At 45.5% G+C, this 16,806-nt stretch carries 19 protein-coding genes; 3 read left to right on the top strand and 16 right to left on the bottom strand.

What is annotated here, in order from left to right:
• Nucleotides 1-57 precede the first annotated feature (57 nt).
• Both P401_RS0101785 and P401_RS0101780 read left to right on the top strand, forming a co-directional pair.
• Complete coding sequence (locus P401_RS0101785; protein WP_029340964.1) at nucleotides 58-435, top strand: truncated hemoglobin; 378 nt, start codon at nucleotides 58-60, stop codon at nucleotides 433-435.
• Nucleotides 436-495: 60 nt separating this feature from the next.
• Entirely contained in the window at nucleotides 496-837 is a 342-nt protein-coding gene (locus P401_RS0101780; RefSeq protein WP_029340963.1) for a hypothetical protein, read from the top strand.
• Nucleotides 838-880: 43 nt separating this feature from the next.
• Here the strand turns inward: P401_RS0101780 and P401_RS0101775 are convergent, their stop codons facing one another.
• The 14 genes from P401_RS0101775 to P401_RS0101710 all read right to left on the bottom strand — a co-directional run bounded on the left by P401_RS0101775 (nucleotide 881) and on the right by P401_RS0101710 (nucleotide 14,256).
• Nucleotides 881-1,288, bottom strand: a complete 408-nt coding sequence (locus P401_RS0101775) for a hypothetical protein (RefSeq protein ID WP_023467385.1) — start codon at nucleotides 1,286-1,288, stop codon at nucleotides 881-883.
• A 97-nt stretch (nucleotides 1,289-1,385) separates the two neighbouring features.
• Nucleotides 1,386-1,859 (bottom strand): competence protein ComK, encoded by a 474-nt coding sequence (locus P401_RS0101770; RefSeq protein ID WP_029340962.1) that lies wholly within the window; start codon nucleotides 1,857-1,859, stop codon nucleotides 1,386-1,388.
• Nucleotides 1,860-1,969: 110 nt separating this feature from the next.
• Nucleotides 1,970-3,352: a HAMP domain-containing sensor histidine kinase gene (locus P401_RS0101765; RefSeq protein WP_029340961.1), complete on the bottom strand. Its 1,383-nt coding sequence runs from the start codon at nucleotides 3,350-3,352 to the stop codon at nucleotides 1,970-1,972.
• On the bottom strand, nucleotides 3,349-4,011 hold the full coding sequence (locus P401_RS0101760) for a response regulator transcription factor (protein ID WP_023467381.1): 663 nt from the start codon (nucleotides 4,009-4,011) through the stop codon (nucleotides 3,349-3,351). The genes P401_RS0101765 and P401_RS0101760 overlap by 4 nt, the downstream gene beginning before the upstream one ends.
• A 134-nt stretch (nucleotides 4,012-4,145) precedes the next feature.
• Nucleotides 4,146-4,301 carry a hypothetical protein gene (locus tag P401_RS18655; RefSeq protein ID WP_167507527.1) on the bottom strand — a complete coding sequence of 52 codons (156 nt, stop codon included), beginning with the start codon at nucleotides 4,299-4,301 and terminating at the stop codon, nucleotides 4,146-4,148.
• A 96-nt stretch (nucleotides 4,302-4,397) separates the two neighbouring features.
• A complete protein-coding gene (gene mgsA / locus P401_RS0101750; protein ID WP_029340960.1) occupies nucleotides 4,398-4,832 on the bottom strand; it encodes a methylglyoxal synthase in 435 nt (144 codons plus the stop codon).
• Nucleotides 4,833-4,899: 67 nt separating this feature from the next.
• Complete coding sequence (locus P401_RS0101745) at nucleotides 4,900-6,447, bottom strand: fatty acid--CoA ligase family protein (protein ID WP_029340959.1); 1,548 nt, start codon at nucleotides 6,445-6,447, stop codon at nucleotides 4,900-4,902.
• A 124-nt stretch (nucleotides 6,448-6,571) separates the two neighbouring features.
• Nucleotides 6,572-7,459, bottom strand: coding sequence for a glucose 1-dehydrogenase (locus P401_RS0101740; RefSeq protein WP_029340958.1), 888 nt, complete (start codon nucleotides 7,457-7,459; stop codon nucleotides 6,572-6,574).
• A 50-nt stretch (nucleotides 7,460-7,509) separates the two neighbouring features.
• The gene (locus P401_RS0101735; RefSeq protein ID WP_023467375.1) at nucleotides 7,510-8,499 is read right to left on the bottom strand and encodes a lipoate--protein ligase; all 990 of its coding nucleotides are present in this window, start codon (nucleotides 8,497-8,499) and stop codon (nucleotides 7,510-7,512) included.
• A 38-nt stretch (nucleotides 8,500-8,537) separates the two neighbouring features.
• Nucleotides 8,538-9,218, bottom strand: a complete 681-nt coding sequence (locus tag P401_RS0101730) for a DsbA family oxidoreductase (RefSeq protein ID WP_029340957.1) — start codon at nucleotides 9,216-9,218, stop codon at nucleotides 8,538-8,540.
• A gap of 144 nt (nucleotides 9,219-9,362) precedes the next feature.
• Complete coding sequence (locus P401_RS0101725) at nucleotides 9,363-11,018, bottom strand: glycerol-3-phosphate dehydrogenase/oxidase (protein WP_029340956.1); 1,656 nt, start codon at nucleotides 11,016-11,018, stop codon at nucleotides 9,363-9,365.
• Nucleotides 11,019-11,151: 133 nt separating this feature from the next.
• Entirely contained in the window at nucleotides 11,152-12,642 is a 1,491-nt protein-coding gene (gene glpK / locus P401_RS0101720) for a glycerol kinase GlpK (protein WP_029340955.1), read from the bottom strand.
• Between the two features lie 30 nt (nucleotides 12,643-12,672).
• Nucleotides 12,673-13,497, bottom strand: coding sequence for an MIP/aquaporin family protein (locus P401_RS0101715; RefSeq protein WP_029340954.1), 825 nt, complete (start codon nucleotides 13,495-13,497; stop codon nucleotides 12,673-12,675).
• 195 nt (nucleotides 13,498-13,692) lie between these two features.
• Nucleotides 13,693-14,256 (bottom strand): glycerol-3-phosphate responsive antiterminator, encoded by a 564-nt coding sequence (locus P401_RS0101710; protein WP_023467370.1) that lies wholly within the window; start codon nucleotides 14,254-14,256, stop codon nucleotides 13,693-13,695.
• Nucleotides 14,257-14,427: 171 nt separating this feature from the next.
• Between P401_RS0101710 and P401_RS0101705 the strand changes: the two genes are divergently transcribed.
• Nucleotides 14,428-15,069 (top strand): YczE/YyaS/YitT family protein, encoded by a 642-nt coding sequence (locus P401_RS0101705; RefSeq protein WP_029340953.1) that lies wholly within the window; start codon nucleotides 14,428-14,430, stop codon nucleotides 15,067-15,069.
• 59 nt (nucleotides 15,070-15,128) lie between these two features.
• Here P401_RS0101705 and P401_RS0101700 read toward each other — a convergent pair whose 3' ends face one another.
• Both P401_RS0101700 and P401_RS0101695 read right to left on the bottom strand, forming a co-directional pair.
• Nucleotides 15,129-15,872 (bottom strand): ABC transporter permease, encoded by a 744-nt coding sequence (locus P401_RS0101700; protein ID WP_029340952.1) that lies wholly within the window; start codon nucleotides 15,870-15,872, stop codon nucleotides 15,129-15,131.
• Complete coding sequence (locus tag P401_RS0101695; protein WP_029340951.1) at nucleotides 15,850-16,767, bottom strand: ABC transporter ATP-binding protein; 918 nt, start codon at nucleotides 16,765-16,767, stop codon at nucleotides 15,850-15,852. The genes P401_RS0101700 and P401_RS0101695 overlap by 23 nt, the downstream gene beginning before the upstream one ends.
• Between the last annotated feature and the right edge of the window lie 39 nt (nucleotides 16,768-16,806).

Here is a 16,806-nt window from a genome sequence, read left to right as displayed (position 1 = left end):
TCTAAGTATAAATTTGCTATAATCAGGACACATCCTATGTAAGGCAGGTGATGCTTCTTGTCACTTTACGAAACCATCGGAGGCGAGCATATACTCACATCCTTGGTTCGCTCGTTCTATCATCAAGTCTACCATGATTCACTGTTGCGACCGTTATTCCCTGAAGATCGACAACGTGTCGAACAGGCACAACTCGTCTTCTTGATCCAATTGACAGGAGGACCGCGCGACCCGGATCAACCGCCGGCGAGTTTAGCGATGATTCACCGGTTATTACCGATTCAAAAAGAACATGCCATCCGTTGGTTGGAACTGATGGAAGTAGCTTCTCTTGATACGATTCCAAATGAAGAAGCACGACTCCAACTACTCGAGCGATTACGAATTGGCGCGATGAATGTACTACGCGTTTGTGAAGCACACCAGATGGACTGAGGGATTTTTCTTTCTCATCTGTCCATTTCCATGTAAAATAATAATTGGAGGCGATAAAACATGACGGAAGAACAAGAACAACGACCTGAACTCGTAAAGAATGCGATCGAGCAAGCAGAAGCATCGACGAACGAGGATGACACGCTCGAGGAAGAGCAAACCGAAGAACAAAAAAAATTGGATCATATCAAAGGTCTCGTAACACTTGAACGTGGATCTGATTACTATCGTGTCGTTTTTTATGACGACCATAAACACTTGATTTTCAAGGAACTCGATTACGATCGTGTCGACTTCGTAGGTCGTTTCTACAATGATAGCTTTGATCCGACAAACTTGACGGAACTAGAAGAAATCGCAGACAAAGCACTCTCGACTTCTTTACGAAAACGATTCTTATAATGCATGAAATAAGCCATCCTCCGATTGGAGAACGGCTTATTTTTTATTGATCAGATTGTTTTTTCTTCCGACGAAGAACGTAAGCAAGAACGCCACCTGCGACAGCGATCCCTGTTGCCGCCAAAATCGGTAATAAGACCTTTTTGTTAGATGCTAGTTTTTGTTTGACTTGCTCAAGGCGCGACTCATTCGTCTCCTTCAAGGCGATAGATGTCCGACGGTTCATCGTGACGTGTTTCGCAGCATCCGTCACGACGATGCGTTTCGTGACCCAACGGCGATTTCCAGCATCATCGACGACCAATTGTCGTGCCCGTTTAATTCCTTTGATTCGTTTACCCGGTGTATTTTCCGGACGCACGATGCGAGAACTGATAAAGCGTCTGCCTCCAGTCGCACCAAATCCAGGCTGTAGTTTTCGGCGATTTAACCATTCGTATGATTCATTCATCGTGTCGCGGTAAAAGTTACCGCTTCACCTCCCTATGATTTCTCTCTCTACTGTTTCTCCTTACGTAAGTAAGATTCCTGTTATGTGTTTCCACTTTTCACCGATTCTTAAACTCCGGCAACTGAAAACGACGTTGCATTTCATACGCCAGTTCCAGCGTTTTAATCCGTTGTCGCTCGATGCTGTACGCAGATGCATCGGTATCGATACATTGCCCGGTCTGAAATTCGACTTGTACTTTACCCGATTTTTTCTGAACAGTCTTCATCTGTTTAAAATTAATCCAAATACATTCTGCCTTTTCTTTTGCGGTCGTTGGAAAGAAAATCGTCTGTGCTTGCCAATCCACTAAAACAGGTGTCTTTCGGTTCGGACCAAGAATATGCCGCGCTGCTTCAATTCTTCCACGCATCGACGAACCAAAATACAAACAGGATTCTTCAATCAACTTAATGGGATGACCATCTAAAATACTTTCAGAATGTTCCTTGATGACGAGTGTCTGCGGTTCACCGTATTGACCGTATCGCGGGATCAAGGCTAACGTTTCTTCCGTGATTGGGTATGACATCTCCTTCGCTCCCTTCCTGGATTATATTGGTTATATCAAACTTCCTTTTGCCTTGCATGAACGGAACGATTATTTCCTAACGAAAAAAACGAGATCCAAAGATCCCGTTTTTAAAATTCTTTTGGTTTTTTTTCCTCTTGCACAATAAAATGACGTGGGAAATTAAAAATCACACAAACTTTTCCAACTCCATTTCCCGCAGAACGGTTTTCGATTGCGACCGTTCCATCATGACGCTCAACGATCCGTTTGACGATATAGAGACCAAGCCCAAACTTTCCTTCCTTGCCACGTGAGAATTGATGGAACAGTGGCGAGGAGGCGTCAAGCGGTGGTCCGTCATTTTCGATTTCGATATGCACCTGATCCGCTGTTCCGGACAATCGGATATCGATTCGTGTTTCGGCATAACGAATCGCATTGTCCATGACATTTTCTAGCGCAACACGTAACTGCTCTCCTTCACCAAGAACAATTCCTGCTTCTCCGCTGACATGCCATTCCAGTGACTTCGTTCCAGAAAAGCGATTTTTCAACAGATGCACCATCCGGTCGATGTCAACATTGTCCCAGGTCGAACGATCGAGCTCGAAATAGTCGAGCTTCGTGACATAAAGTAGAGCCGCGACTTTTTTCTCTAACCGCTCCGCCTCTTCATCAATGACGGATACGGATCCGGTCAAATCACCATCTGGATAAATCCCGTCTGAGATGGACTGGGCATAACTTCGAATAACCATGATTGGCGTTTTCAAATCATGGGAGATGTTTTGAAGTAATGATTTTTGTGCCTTATCCTGCTTTTCAAGATCCATCCGCATCGCATCGACGGATCGTGCGAGTCGTCCGATTTCATCCCCGCGGTCAAGCGGAAGTGGTGTATCCCATTTTTGAGCCGCGATTTTACCGACCGCTCCCTCGATTTCAACGAGTGGTTGTGTCAAACGTCGTGCTAACCAAAACGCAATGAATAGCGTAAAGATACTTCCGATGATGACGACGAATCCGATTTTCGAGAATAACTGCGTAATCAGTTCTTGTCGATACGCATCCCAAACATAGGAGACACGATAGTACGTTTCACCACTATCCTCGATTTTTCGAATACTGTAGTAGACATCTTCTTTATCAAGACGCGTCGTATACTTTGCCGTAACTGTTTTTTGATCAATCGCATCACGGTACATCTGATTGATCAGCTGTTGTGGCGCTCCACCGTAATAGAGCTTTCCGTTTTTAGAAAGAAGTAGGATATTCACAGAACGGGACTCCTGTTTCCGGCGGTCAAATTCAATCGGATTATCTTGAAGCATCTCGATGACGGAAGCATCTTTCGAGAAGAAGACTTCGCTATTCTCAAGTGTCGCATAGACCTGTTCATCGATGAAATTTCCGATCGATGACCGGATGACCAGGAGAATGACCGCAGAAAGCGTGACGATGACGAGCAGAAACATCGCCCAAATCTGGAATCCAAGACTGCGGTTTTTCATGCAGACACCAAGCGATAACCGATACCGTAAATCGTTTCGAGCTCAAGCTTCGATAATTTTTTACGGACGCGACGAACGAGATCATCGACGACTCGGTCTGAACCGAAATAATCGTCACCCCAGACGCTGACGAGAATCTGCTCGCGTGACATCGGCGTCCCAATTTGTGTGGCGAATAAAATCAATAGATCGTATTCTTTCGACGTCAAATCGATTTCTTGACCATTCTCTTCGATGATTCGTTTCTCTGGATAAATCATATAATCACCGTATTGGATGACACCACTCTTTGGTGTCGCATACGTTCGTGCCAAAATCTTTTTGACGCGGATGACGAGTTCTCGCGGAAGGAACGGTTTTGCGATGTAATCGTCCGATCCCATCTCAAGACCAATGATTTTATCGATATCCTCATCCCGAGCCGAGATGAAAATGACAGGTGTCGTCTCATCATGTGCCTTGATCCGTTTAATCAATTGAAAACCATCCATATCCGGTAGCATGATGTCTAAAATCCATAAGTCAGGCTTTTCAACGATGGCAGAGGCTGCCGCCTCACCAGACGTAAACGATTTCACCTGCCATCCTTCTTGCTCCAAATATTTCACGAGTACACGATTCAAGTTCACTTCATCATCAACTAAATAGATTGTATGCATGGCTCTCACTCCTCGACTAATGTGCTTTGTTTCAGTGTATCAAAGGAATTCCGCAAAATTATGGGAGAGTGGATAATAATTCAAAAAAACCTTTCTTTTCAAAAGAAAAGAAAGGCGAAGTCGTAAATTTTCTATTATTTGACGAGACGGAGCGCTGGATACGCTACTTGCTCGTTCTTTGAAGTCACAGTTGTTGCCTGTTGACGACGTTCCATTTTTACGACGTGCGTCAAGAATCCAACGCCGCCTCCTAGCAATACCGTTACACCCGTCATTAATAGAATCTCCATTTTCTTCGCCACCTTTTCCATCGCAATTGATAATCAGTATCATCCTCAAACTGACTATAGCATGCTCAATCGAAAATGAGAAGCGTTCTCATGAAATTAATCGTCTAAAAACTTTTTTTGTTCCAGTTCATGACGTTTTCGGATGATTTCCTTCCAATCGAATTGTCCTTGTTCGAGTCCATTGATTAAAATTTCAGCAGTTCCAACATTCGTCGCAAGCGGCAGATCGTATACGTCGCATAATCGAATGAGTGCCGAGACGTCCGGTTCATGTGGTTGCGCCGTCAGTGGATCCCGTAAGAAGATTACGATATCGATTTTCCCTTGCGCCACGAGAGCGCCAATTTCCTGATCACCACCGAGTGGACCTGACTTACAGCGATGGACGTGCAAGTCGGTTGCTTCCATGATTCGTTGTCCGGTCGTTCCTGTCGCATACAATGTATTTTTCTTGAAGAATGCGGCGTAAGCTCGTGTAAAGCCCATCATCTCATCCTTTTTTTCATCGTGTGCAATCAATGCGATGTTCATCTGTATCCCCTCCTTCTTGTCTATGCACAGAAAAAGAACTTCAGAAACCTGAAGTTCTTGATTCCACTCATGAATTCGTCGGTTGTTTCTTCAATACGGTCCGTAAAATCTTTCCGGTCGTATTACGAGGTAATTGATCGATGAACTCAATCTGTGTCGGACATTTATATTTTGCGAGTGATGTAGCACAGAACGCCTGTGTTTCCTCTTTTGTCATCGTCTCACAGGCAACGACAAATGCTTTGACAGCCTCGCCCATCTCCTCGTCCGGTATGCCGATGACGGCTGCTTCGATGACATTTGGATGTTGATAAAGCACTTCTTCGACCTCACGTGGATAGACGTTGTAACCACCGACGATGATCATGTCCTTTTTGCGATCAACGATATAGAAGTATCCATCCTCATCTCGACGAGCTAAATCACCCGTAAACAGCCAGCCGTCGCGTAACGTCGCTTGCGACTCTTCCGGCATCTTGTAATAACCCGTCATGACGTTCGGTCCACGAACGATCAATTCTCCGACTTGACCATCTGGTAATTCCTGTCCGAGTTCATCGACGACTTTGTTTTCGACATCGACGATCGACGTACCAATCGATCCTGGTTTCTGAATACCATTGACCGGATTGAAACAAGTGACGGGTGATGCTTCCGATAAACCGTATCCTTCGAGGATATGACACTGGAACGTCCGATCAAACGCTTCAAGAAGCGGCACTGGAAGACTCGCTCCCCCTGAGACGAACAAACGTGTTGATTCAAAATAGGTCGCATATTCTGGATGGGCCTTCACGGTTTGAAGTAAGAAATTATACATCGTTGGCACTCCCGCGAAGATTGTCACCTGTTCTTTTTTCGCTAACTCGAACGTCTCCTGTGGTGAAAAACGTGAAGCAATGATGATTGACGCTCCATGTGCGAGTGAAGCATTGACGACGACCGTCAAACAAAAGACATGGAACATCGGTAACACAGCAAGTGTTCGATCGCTACTAGATACATGTAGATAATCTCCAATCGAGCGCGCATTTGATGTCAGATTACGGTGGGATAACATCGCACCTTTTGGTTTTCCTGTCGTTCCACTCGTATAGAGAATGACAGCGATGTCGTCCAGTTCATTCGTCACTTCTGTCAAGGGATGTTCGATTTCGAGCCAGCGATCGAGCGTGATGAACGTCACTTGTTGATGTGTTTCGTTTGGTCCTTCTTGATCCGCGTAAGGAACAGAGACAACAATCTTGAGATTCGGTAAATGCACGAGACGATCTTTTGCAGCTTCGACGAGCGGCGCAATGCCTAAAATCCCCTTCACATCACCGTTCATCAGGATATACCCGATCTCATCCGGTGTATATGTAGGGTTGATTGGAATCGCGATTGCCCCTTGTTTCATGATGGCGTAATATGCCACTAGGAATGCTGGGCTATTCCCTAAGATCAGCGCGACATGATCGCCTTTTCGGATTCCGTTCGCTTCAAGCGCACCGGCTGCCCGGTGAAACTTCTCGACGAACTCACGATAGCTGATTTGCGTGTCCTCAAACACATACGCGGTTGAGTCCGGATGTGTTCGAGCGGTTTCTTCGACGGATTGAATCAATCCAAGCATGAGCAAAATTCCCCTTTCGAATGAATGACTATTCATTTTTTGCGTAAAAAAAATCCATACGTAGTCAAAAGCGACCGTATGGATAGTGTAACACTTTTTGGAAACGTTTTCACCGAGTTTCTTTTTAACCGTTGACGATGACGCCACCGTTTAAATGAAGAACTTGTCCTGTCATATAACTTGAATCATTACACGCTAAGAAGACATATGCCGATGCCATTTCAGCTGGCTGTCCCGGACGATCCATCGGTGTATTCTTCCCGAATGTCTTGACCGATTCATGTGGGAACGTTTCTGTGATGAGCGGCGTCCAGATTGGGCCTGGTGCTACGGCATTAACACGAATTCCTTCTTTCGCTAAGTTCATTGAAAGACTCCGCGTGAAGCTGACGATGGCTCCCTTCGTCGCAGAATAGTCAATTAAAAGCGCGTTCCCTTCGTATGCCGTCGACGATGTCGTATTGATGATGGCAGAACCGAGTGAAAGGTGCGGTAGCGCAGCACGTGCAAGACGCATCATTCCGAAGATATTCGTCTTGAACGTCTTTTCCATCGACTCGTCTGTGATGTCCTTCAGACTATCTTCAGGTTTTTGCATGCTCGCATTATTGACGACGATATCTAAGCGACCAAAACGATCGATTGTTTTTTGGACGAGTGTTTCACAGTACTCCGCATCTCCGATATCCCCTTGAGAGAGCAGGACTTCGCCTCCTAGTTCCTCGAGACGTGCTTTTGTTTCTTCCGCGCCCTCTTGATCACCGTAGAAAGCGATGACGACTTTTGCACCTTCCCGGACATAAGCAATCGAGACAGCGCGTCCAATCCCAGAGTTTCCGCCTGTGACGATTGCTACTTTTCCTTCCAGTTTACCTGCTGCCTTATAATCATCACGCTCATAATATGGTAACGGTTGTTGATCCTCCGTTTTTGGTAACCCTTCTGAAATCCGTTCAAAATCAATAAAGTCCGTCAACGAACCTTCTAAAAAATTATCTTTATTATAGCCCATGAAAAAAACTCCCCCTATGCAGTTGATAGAAAGAGTTTTCCCATAAAGACTTACGCTAAAACGTCTAGGACCTCATCAAGTTCGACAGCCCCGAAATATTTTTTCAATTCATAGCGACCGAGCACTTCGCGAAGAGACGCACGGTCATAACGTGAACCTTCGAGCGCCCGTGCGATTTCTTCCGCATCTTCGACACCAAAGAAGTCGCCGTAGATCTTCGCTTCTTCAATGATGCCTTTTTTAACGTTTAATCGGAAATCAATCGTCCCGATCGGGAATCGTTTTTTATGGATGACATCGAATTTCGGCGATTTTCCGAAATTCCACTCCCAGTTGCCATAACGTTCTGCCGAGATGGCACGTACTTTATCCCAGTCCTCTTCTGTCAAAATATACCGTTCAATCTCTTTCCCTTCATAGATCGAAGCAAGGAGATGATCGACGAATTGTTCCATCGTCAATGGTTCTGACAGAAATTCCGAAATATTCGCGACACGGCTCCGGACTGATTTAATGCCTTTAGAGCGCATCTTCTCTTCACTGACGACAAGCGCATTGACGACTTCTTCAATGTTTGAATCGAGCATCAGTGTCCCGTGACTAAACATCCGCCCTTTAGTCGTGAACTGGGCATTCCCACTGATTTTCCGGCTTCCGACATGAATATCGTTTCGTCCGGATAACTCCGCTTCGACACCGAGTTTATGCAGCGCTTGTACAACCGGCTCCGTGAACTTTTTATAGTTGTTAAACGAATCTCCGTCATCTTTCGTCAAGAAACTGAAGTTCAAGTTTCCTTCGTCATGATACACAGCGCCACCACCGGAAAGACGACGGACGACGTGGATGCCGTTTTCCTCAACATACTTCAGATTGACTTCTTCGTTCGTGTTCTGGTTTTTTCCGACGATGATCGACGGACCGTTGATATAAAACAAGAAATAGTCTTCTTCATTGACGTTCAGGTTGTTCAAGATGAATTCTTCAACAGCGAGATTGATTCGCGCATCGCGAATCTCAGGATGGAAGATGAATTTCATAAGGGTTTCATGCTCCTTTGTGATGGAATCATAATTGATCAGTTACAGCCGTCAACACCACATGCGTCACCTTCAGCGATGACTTCAAGTGTTTGTTCTTGGCGAATTTTCGCGAAGACTTGTTCGAATGCCTCTACTGGTTGTGCGCCTGAAATGGCATATTTCCGGTCGAAGACGAAGAACGGTACACCACGAACACCGAGTTGTTGCGCCATTGCTTCTTCTTCTCGAACATCTGTCGCCAGTTCTTCTGAAGCGAGAAACGCTGTGACGTCTGCTTCAGCAAGTCCAGCATCTACTGCAATCCGTGTCAGAATGGTTGGGTCATTTAAATCTTCTCCATTCATGAAATACGCTGTGAACAAGGCTTCTGATACTGCATTCATCTTACCATGTTTTTTAGCGAATTGAGTCAGGCGATGAGCCTCGAATGTATTGGCTGGGATGACACGATCCATCTCATAGTGCAAGCCTTCCTGACGTGCCGTATCAACGACACCTTGCGACATATTCCGTGCTTGCTCGAGAGTCGTTCCATATTTTGAAGCAAGAATTTCGTATAATCCTTGCGTTGGTACTGCTGGTGCATCTGGATCGAGTTCAAAGCTTTTAAATTCGACCTCGACATCCAACTTTTCATTCGCAATTGCTTGTTCTAGGCGACGCTTCCCAATATAACAAAACGGACATGCATAATCCGACCATACTTCTACTTTCATCTGTGTTCTCTCCTTTTTGTGCGATATCATACTTTAAGCATAGTCGCCTCTAGGCAGAGTTGCAATCTTTCCGCCCAAGACCTCCTTGACTTCATACAAAAAAGAACCAAGACATTGCATCTTGGTTCTTTACCATTTTAAAACTTATTCTGTCACGAGTGCATGCGCTGCATCTTCGATTTCGATATCGAGTTCTTTCGTGTAAGCAGCTGTTTGTTCTGCAGTCCAGTTCAAGACAGATTTCATCTCTTTGATGACCGCGTCTTTGTGAGTACGAGCCCACGCGATGTCGAAGAAGACAGCGCCTGTACGACGGATGAAGAAGTCGATCGGACGAGCGACCATTTCATGTTCGATGCTGTAGTGGAGTTGTGCATAGACAGAACGTGGAAGAGCTGTCGTTGCCGCATCGTATGCTGCTGCATATTCAAGTACTTTCGGTAAGTTCGAACCGTAGCGTTTTGCAAGGAATTGAACTTCTTCTGTCGTTAGACCATTCGTTGCTGTTTGAGCTTTAAGGAATTCAGCAAATCCTTTTGCTCCGCCGACGTGTCCACCAGACATTGGCATGTTTTTCGTCGAACAACGTGCGTATGCGACGTTTTCTTCTTTTTTCAAAAGTTTAGCGACGAGATCAACGACGTGCTCGCCCATTTTACGGTATCCAGTCAATTTCCCACCAGCAATCGTGATGAGACCTGACTCAGATTGCCAAACTTCATCTTTACGAGAAATTTCAGAAGGATCTTTTCCTTCTTCATAAATCAATGGACGTACACCAGCCCAGCTTGATTCTACGTCTTCTGCTGTCACTTTAACCTCTGGGAACATATAGTGAATCGCGTCTAGGACGTAGTCTTGGTCTTCGACTGTGAACTTCGGATGTGCTGTATCTTTATCGAAGAACGTATCTGTCGTACCCACGTATGCTTTTCCATCACGTGGAATCGCGAAGATCATCCGACCGTCTGGTGTATCGAAGTAGACCGCTTGTTTGAGTGGGAATTTCGATTGATCGATGACGACGTGGACACCTTTTGTCAAACGAAGTTGTTTCCCGACTTTAGAGCCATCTTTTTCACGTAATTCATCGACCCATGGACCTGTCGCGTTGACGACTTTTTTCGCACGGATTTCATGCACGTCACCTGTCAAAAGATCTGTCACACGCATTCCGACGACTTTCCCAGCATCATAGATGATTTCTTCTGCTTTTGTATAATTGACGACACGTGCACCGTGTTCAACCGCTTCTTTCATGACTTCGATCGTAAGACGAGCGTCATCCGTACGGTACTCGACGTAGTATCCGCCACCTTTAAGACCTTGTTGTTTGACGAGTGGTTCTTTTGCCAATGTTTCTTTCGCAGATAACATCGAACGCCACTCAGAACGTTTAACACCTGCTAAGAAGTCATAGACACGAAGACCGATCGACGTACTGAATGGTCCGAACGTACCGCCTTTATGCATCGGAAGCAACATCCACTCTGGTGTCGTGACATGTGGTCCGTTTTCGTAAACGATCGCACGTTCTTTACCGACTTCCGCGACCATTTGAACTTCGAATTGTTTTAAATAACGTAGACCACCATGGACTAATTTCGTTGAACGACTAGATGTACCGGACGCGAAATCCTGCATTTCGACGAGGCCAATCTTCATACCGCGTGATGCCGCATCGAGGGCGATCCCCGCACCTGTGATCCCGCCACCTACGACGAGTAGATCGAGTTCTTCACGTGTTAATCGATTATAGACATCTGCACGGTTTTTGCTTGAAAATGGTTGGTTAGCCATGAATAGTTCCTCCTGTTTAGGTTCGAAAAAAAAGAGACCACAACAAACACGCTGACTATGTCAACTGTTGCTGTGGTCTCTCCATATTCTCCGACCGATTTATTAACTTGACCTTACTATAACATACCTCACATCATTTGAACAACATCGTAGCTTGAACAGCTTTTTGCCATCCACCGTAGAGCGCATCCGTCTCTTCTTTTGCCATACTCGGCTCGAAACGACGTTCTTTTTTCCATTGCGTCGCAATTTGTTCACGGTTCTCAAAGAATCCAACAGCAAGACCGGCCAAGTAGGCTGCTCCTAATGCCGTCGTCTCATTGATTTCCGGACGCTCAACTGGTGCTTGGATGATGTCACCTTGGAACTGCATCAAGAAGTCGTTTTTAACCGCTCCACCATCGACACGAAGTGTTTTCATCTCGATCCCTGAATCTTGCTCCATCGCAGATAGGACGTCGCGTGTCTGATAAGCGAGTGATTCAAGTGTCGCGCGGATGAAATGTTCTTTTTCCGTACCACGTGTCAAACCGAAGACGGCACCACGAACGTCTGAATCCCAGTAAGGTGTACCGAGACCAACGAATGCTGGTACAACGTAGACACCGTCTGAAGACGTGACGCGTGTTGCGTATCCTTCTGATTCTTTGGCATCATCAATGAGACGTAAGCCGTCACGTAACCATTGAATCGCAGATCCTGCGACGAAGATACTTCCTTCTAAAGCATACTCCACTTTTCCATCGACGCCCCACGCGATCGTCGTCAGCAATCCGTGATCTGATTTCACAGCCTCTTCCCCTGTGTTCATCAACATGAAGCAGCCTGTACCGTATGTGTTCTTCGCCATTCCTGTATCAAAACACGCTTGACCAAACAATGCGGCTTGCTGATCGCCCGCTGCTCCAGCAATCGGAACTGATTCTCCGAAGAAGTGATACCCTGCTGTCTCTGCGTACACTTCAGAAGATGGTCGTACTTCTGGAAGCATCGCTTTCGGGACATCTAAGATGCCGAGTAACTCGTCATCCCATTTTAATTCATGAATGTTATACATCAACGTACGACTTGCATTCGAATAGTCGGTCACATGTGCTTTTCCGCCGGATAATTTCCAGATGAGCCACGTATCGATCGTACCGAACAATAGTTCACCACGTTCAGCACGTTCCCGTGCTCCTTCGACATGATCTAAAATCCATTTGACTTTCGTACCAGAGAAATAAGCGTCAATCAATAGACCTGTCTTCTCACGGAAGAGCTCGGCATGACCGGCTGCTCGAAGCGCTTCACAGATTTCAGCCGTTTGTCTCGATTGCCACACGACTGCATTGTGAATCGGTTTCCCTGTTTCTTTTTCCCAGACGACAGCTGTTTCACGTTGGTTCGTGATTCCAATACCAGCAATCTGCGATGGCTTTACGTTCGCCTCCGTCAGACAAGTCGCCACGACAGCAAGGACACTTCCCCAAATCTCGTTTGCGTTGTGTTCGACCCAACCTGGTTTCGGAAAATACTGCGTGAATTCCTGTTGTGCTGAATGGACGATCTCGCCGGCACGATTAAACAGGATCGCACGTGTACTCGTCGTTCCCTGATCCAATGACAAAATGTAGTTCTCCATCTCTTCCCCATCCTTTTGTATCTAAATAAGTTAAGCTGACTTTGACTCCACTGACGTTGTTTTGTTCGGACGAACACCGAATCTATAGCATAAGCCTAATATGACGATTGTCACAAGTCCTACAACCCAAAAAGCCGGTGTATCTTTTCCTGTGAAGACCGAACGATAAAACAATCCGCCAAGACTTCCACCGAGAACTGGTCCGAGAACCGGAATCCATGAGTATCCCCAGTTCGAAGATCCTTTTCCATGAATCGGTAAGATGAAGTGAGCGATACGTGGACCAAGGTCCCGCGCCGGATTCATCGCATATCCTGTCGTGCCTCCGAATGACATACCGAGGCTGACGATCAAGAAACCGACGATCAATGGATTTAAACCATCTGAGAACTTATTCGCTCCGATCGATAACAACCCGATGACAAGTAAGAATGTCGCAATCATTTCACTCATTAGATTGGCAAATGTATGTGGAATCGCTGGTGACGTCGCAAAGACGCCGAGTTTCGTTGCTGGGTCTTTCGTCTCCGCCCAGTGTGGTAAGTAATGAACGAAAACAAGACTTGCACCAAGTATCCCGCCGGCAATTTGAGCGACGATATAGCCTGGTACGTCCGCCCATGCAAATGAACCGTCAAAGGCTAAACCAAGCGTTACTGCTGGATTAAGGTGTGCTCCACTGAATTGACCGACGGCATACGCTGCAATCGCCACAGCAAAACCCCAGGCAAACGTGATGACGATCCAGCCTGCATCCTTCGCAAACGATTTCGTCAAACTAACGCCTGCACCAACACCGTTTCCAAGCGCGACAAGCAAGGCTGTACCTAAAAATTCCGCTAGTAAGGGTGACATGTGTATTCCTCCTTTTTGTTATGTGAAAAAAGCAACATAAAAAGGAGATCCACGTCAGTTCATGCTTGAATTTTCTTCAAGCAGGACTCACACGTGAATCTCCCTTTTCTCCGTCACTTTGTATCAACTTGATATCACTATAACAACCAGTGAAAACGCTGTCAAATAATCCGAATGATTTTCCTCACACCCCGATTAGGAGCGTGGTTCAAAATGACGCCACAAATCCTTATTCGATGTCGTGATACTTGAGGCACCTGCTTCAATCGCTTGTTCAACTTCCTCGACCGTATCGATGAGTCCTCCTGCAAAAACGAGACGTCCCGTCTTTTCTTTCACTTCTTGAATGTACTTTGGCATTAACCCTGGTAACACTTCGATGTAATCAGGTTGCGTCCGTTCCATAAGTTGATAACTCTTTTCGAGTGAACTCGAATCGAGTAAGAACATGCGTTGCATCGTCTTGACCTTTTTTTGACGTGCTTTCAAGATGACGCTTGCCTTCGTCGAAATGACACCATACGGTTTCAATTCTTGGCAGACGTATTCCGTTGCGTATTCATCATTTTTTAATCCTTGAACGAGATCCATGTGCAAAAACATTTTTTTGTCGTAACGATGCGCCATCTCGTAGACTGCTTTTAAACGCGATACGTGCATTTCGAGTAAGACCCCATATTCATATGGACTCTTCAGCATCTTTTCAAAGTCTTCTAATTTTCTAACGGAAGGCAGGATCTTCTGTCCAAAATATGTCATACGTTCTCCCCCCTGATTCGTAATGTGTCCTAAGTATGTCGTGAAACATAAGGAATAGGCAATGCTCTTTTCATGAAAATAAGTGAAAAGAGCGCTACGATTAGGGTATAGCTTAACGAAACGATTTATTTTCAGGAGGTGAACGCGCAGTCCTACCGTCTGTGCACGTCAATGAGTCAGCAAAAACGGATTGTCATCTATTTATTTTCTATTTTAATTAACGCCTTAGGAAACAGCTTCATGGTGACCGCCTCGATCGGGAGTGCACCTTGGACTTCAGCGAGTGAAGCCGTCGCGGCAATCTCACCGTTAACCGTTGGACTAGCGATCATCGTCCTACATGTACTCGCCTTGATTGCAACACTCTTTCTCGGAAGCCGCTTCAGTTGGTGGACGATCGTCCTTAGTTTTGCACTCGTCGTCCTTTTCGGCGCCGCGATTGATTTCTTCTTATCGATCCATCAATTGATTTATACACCACAAGGATTGTGGATGCGCGCCGTGTACATGTTGATCGGCATGCCGTTGATTTCACTTGGACTCGCCCTCTATCTCCAAATCGGGTTCGTATTGATGCCACCGGATTACTTGATGAAGTCACTCATCAGTCGTTTTAAAAGTACATCGCTCGGAGCAACGATCAGCCTCGGCATTCCTTTTGTGATTGCTTGCCTCTTTTCACTAATTGAACGCGAACTGATCGGCATCGGAGTCGGAACTTTCATTTTCCTCTTATTGAACGGTCCACTAATCGAATGGTTCCAGCAATTGTTCCCGATTACAGCACGTCCGCCTAAACGAACAAGTTCTTGAATACTGAAAAAGAGCTTCTGCTGATAGACGAATTTATCTATCAGCAGGAGCTCTTTCATTTACGTATATGATTTTCTTTGGAAGACAAGAATCGATGCACCTAATAGGACGATGATGTGTGCCAATACGAACAAGACGGAGAATGTCAAAGATGTTCCCATCGCTTCACTCGTACCATAGGTCATAGAATCCTTGAAATACATTGACCAGTCTAAATGCATGAATATGATCCACTTAGCGATTGCTGGCTTGAAGCCAATCAGTAAGTTACCCGCAATGCTCGTAAAGAACTGAGCCAGTACGGTGAAGCCGATGATCATTCCGACAGAACGGAATAACAATGAGAAGAATAACGTCATGAATATTGTAAAAATCGGACTGACAACTTCGACGATCGTATCTCGGAACAGAATTGGATCTCCTGCTTCTGAAAACGCAAATGAGCCTGCGTAGACGATCGCAGCGATGAACACGAATTGAAATAACATGATCAAAATCGAGAAAATCAATTTCGAGAAGTAAATCGTCATTCTGGAATACGGACTCATTAATAAGTGTTTCATCGTGTCATAACGTACTTCATTCCCGATGGCTTCTGCCGTGAAGACAATCGTAATGATTCCTAATAGAGATGTCAGTAAAAGGAACGTTAATGAATAATAATCATAACGTGTGAACTCAAAATCATTCGTCTTTGCAATGATGATAATACCAACTGCAATAACGACATATAGCGCTAAAACGATTTTCGCTTTTTTAGTCGTCCACCATTTCATCCATTCATTTTGTATGAGCGAAAGCATGTGAATCCCCCTCTTTTTTCGTTACTTGCAGGAATTGTTCCTCGAGCGTCAAGCGTTTAACGGTCAGTTCATGTAAATCGGCAATCGGCACGACGAGTCGAGCGATAGCTGGACATTCACTTTCCGGTGCGGTGATAATGATTTTATTCTCGAGTACTTCTGATGGGTAGTTTGCGACGCGAAGGGCATCGAGTACATCTGTCATCGCTTCCGCATTGACACGTAGAGCGATTTTCGCTCCGGTTTCATTACGAACGGACTCGACCGACTTGATGACACCCTGATCGATGATCGCGTAACGATCACTGATTTGTTCCATCTCACTCAACATATGGCTTGAAATTAAAATCGCGATATCTTGTTCACGCGCCATTTGGCGTAAATATTCACGAAGCTCCGCAATCCCGGATGGATCCAGACCATTCGTCGGTTCATCTAAAATCAAGACGCGCGGGTTATGTAGCAAGGCACGAGCAATTCCCAGTCGTTGCTTCATTCCGAGTGAGTACTCTCCGACTTTTTTTGAAAGCTTTCCTTCGAGACCAACGAGTCGTGCTAGTGCATCATAATCAACTTGACCGAGTCCCGGAATGAGGTTTTTTGCATGAACCAAGTTTTGTTTTCCTGTCAGATAAGGATAAAACGCTGGATTCTCCACGATTGCTCCAATTTGCGTCAACGCTTTCGAACGCTCTTCTACGACATCAAATCCATTGACCGTGACTTTCCCTGCATCCTGCTCGAGTAGTCCCGTGATGATGCGAATCGTCGTCGTCTTCCCTGCTCCGTTCGGTCCGAGGAAGCCGAACACTTCTCCTGGGGATACCTCAAAACTGACGTCTTTTAAAATTTGCTCTTTCCCGAGACGCTTTGAGATATTTTCAATCTTTAACATCTGCTCTTCCTCCTCATTCATATTTTGTCTATGCTATTA

This window comes from Exiguobacterium acetylicum DSM 20416 (genome assembly GCF_000702605.1).
Taxonomy (GTDB): Bacteria; Bacillota; Bacilli; order Exiguobacteriales; family Exiguobacteriaceae; genus Exiguobacterium_A; species Exiguobacterium_A acetylicum.
This window is presented reverse-complemented; position numbering and strand designations above follow the sequence as displayed.

Bases quoted from the DNA above. Each gene is read 5' to 3' on its own strand.
- P401_RS0101780 (WP_029340963.1), top strand. From the start codon at position 496: ATGACGGAAGAACAAGAACAACGACCTGAACTCGTAAAGAATGCGATC.
- P401_RS0101775 (WP_023467385.1), bottom strand. From the start codon at position 1,288: ATGAATGAATCATACGAATGGTTAAATCGCCGAAAACTACAGCCTGGA.
- P401_RS0101770 (WP_029340962.1), bottom strand. From the start codon at position 1,859: ATGTCATACCCAATCACGGAAGAAACGTTAGCCTTGATCCCGCGATAC.
- P401_RS0101765 (WP_029340961.1), bottom strand. From the start codon at position 3,352: ATGAAAAACCGCAGTCTTGGATTCCAGATTTGGGCGATGTTTCTGCTC.
- P401_RS0101760 (WP_023467381.1), bottom strand. From the start codon at position 4,011: ATGCATACAATCTATTTAGTTGATGATGAAGTGAACTTGAATCGTGTA.
- P401_RS18655 (WP_167507527.1), bottom strand. From the start codon at position 4,301: ATGGAGATTCTATTAATGACGGGTGTAACGGTATTGCTAGGAGGCGGC.
- mgsA (WP_029340960.1), bottom strand. From the start codon at position 4,832: ATGAACATCGCATTGATTGCACACGATGAAAAAAAGGATGAGATGATG.
- P401_RS0101745 (WP_029340959.1), bottom strand. From the start codon at position 6,447: ATGCTTGGATTGATTCAATCCGTCGAAGAAACCGCTCGAACACATCCG.
- P401_RS0101740 (WP_029340958.1), bottom strand. From the start codon at position 7,459: ATGGGCTATAATAAAGATAATTTTTTAGAAGGTTCGTTGACGGACTTT.
- P401_RS0101735 (WP_023467375.1), bottom strand. From the start codon at position 8,499: ATGAAATTCATCTTCCATCCTGAGATTCGCGATGCGCGAATCAATCTC.
- P401_RS0101730 (WP_029340957.1), bottom strand. From the start codon at position 9,218: ATGAAAGTAGAAGTATGGTCGGATTATGCATGTCCGTTTTGTTATATT.
- P401_RS0101725 (WP_029340956.1), bottom strand. From the start codon at position 11,018: ATGGCTAACCAACCATTTTCAAGCAAAAACCGTGCAGATGTCTATAAT.
- glpK (WP_029340955.1), bottom strand. From the start codon at position 12,642: ATGGAGAACTACATTTTGTCATTGGATCAGGGAACGACGAGTACACGT.
- P401_RS0101715 (WP_029340954.1), bottom strand. From the start codon at position 13,497: ATGTCACCCTTACTAGCGGAATTTTTAGGTACAGCCTTGCTTGTCGCG.
- P401_RS0101710 (WP_023467370.1), bottom strand. From the start codon at position 14,256: ATGACATATTTTGGACAGAAGATCCTGCCTTCCGTTAGAAAATTAGAA.
- P401_RS0101705 (WP_029340953.1), top strand. From the start codon at position 14,428: ATGAGTCAGCAAAAACGGATTGTCATCTATTTATTTTCTATTTTAATT.
- P401_RS0101700 (WP_029340952.1), bottom strand. From the start codon at position 15,872: ATGCTTTCGCTCATACAAAATGAATGGATGAAATGGTGGACGACTAAA.
- P401_RS0101695 (WP_029340951.1), bottom strand. From the start codon at position 16,767: ATGTTAAAGATTGAAAATATCTCAAAGCGTCTCGGGAAAGAGCAAATT.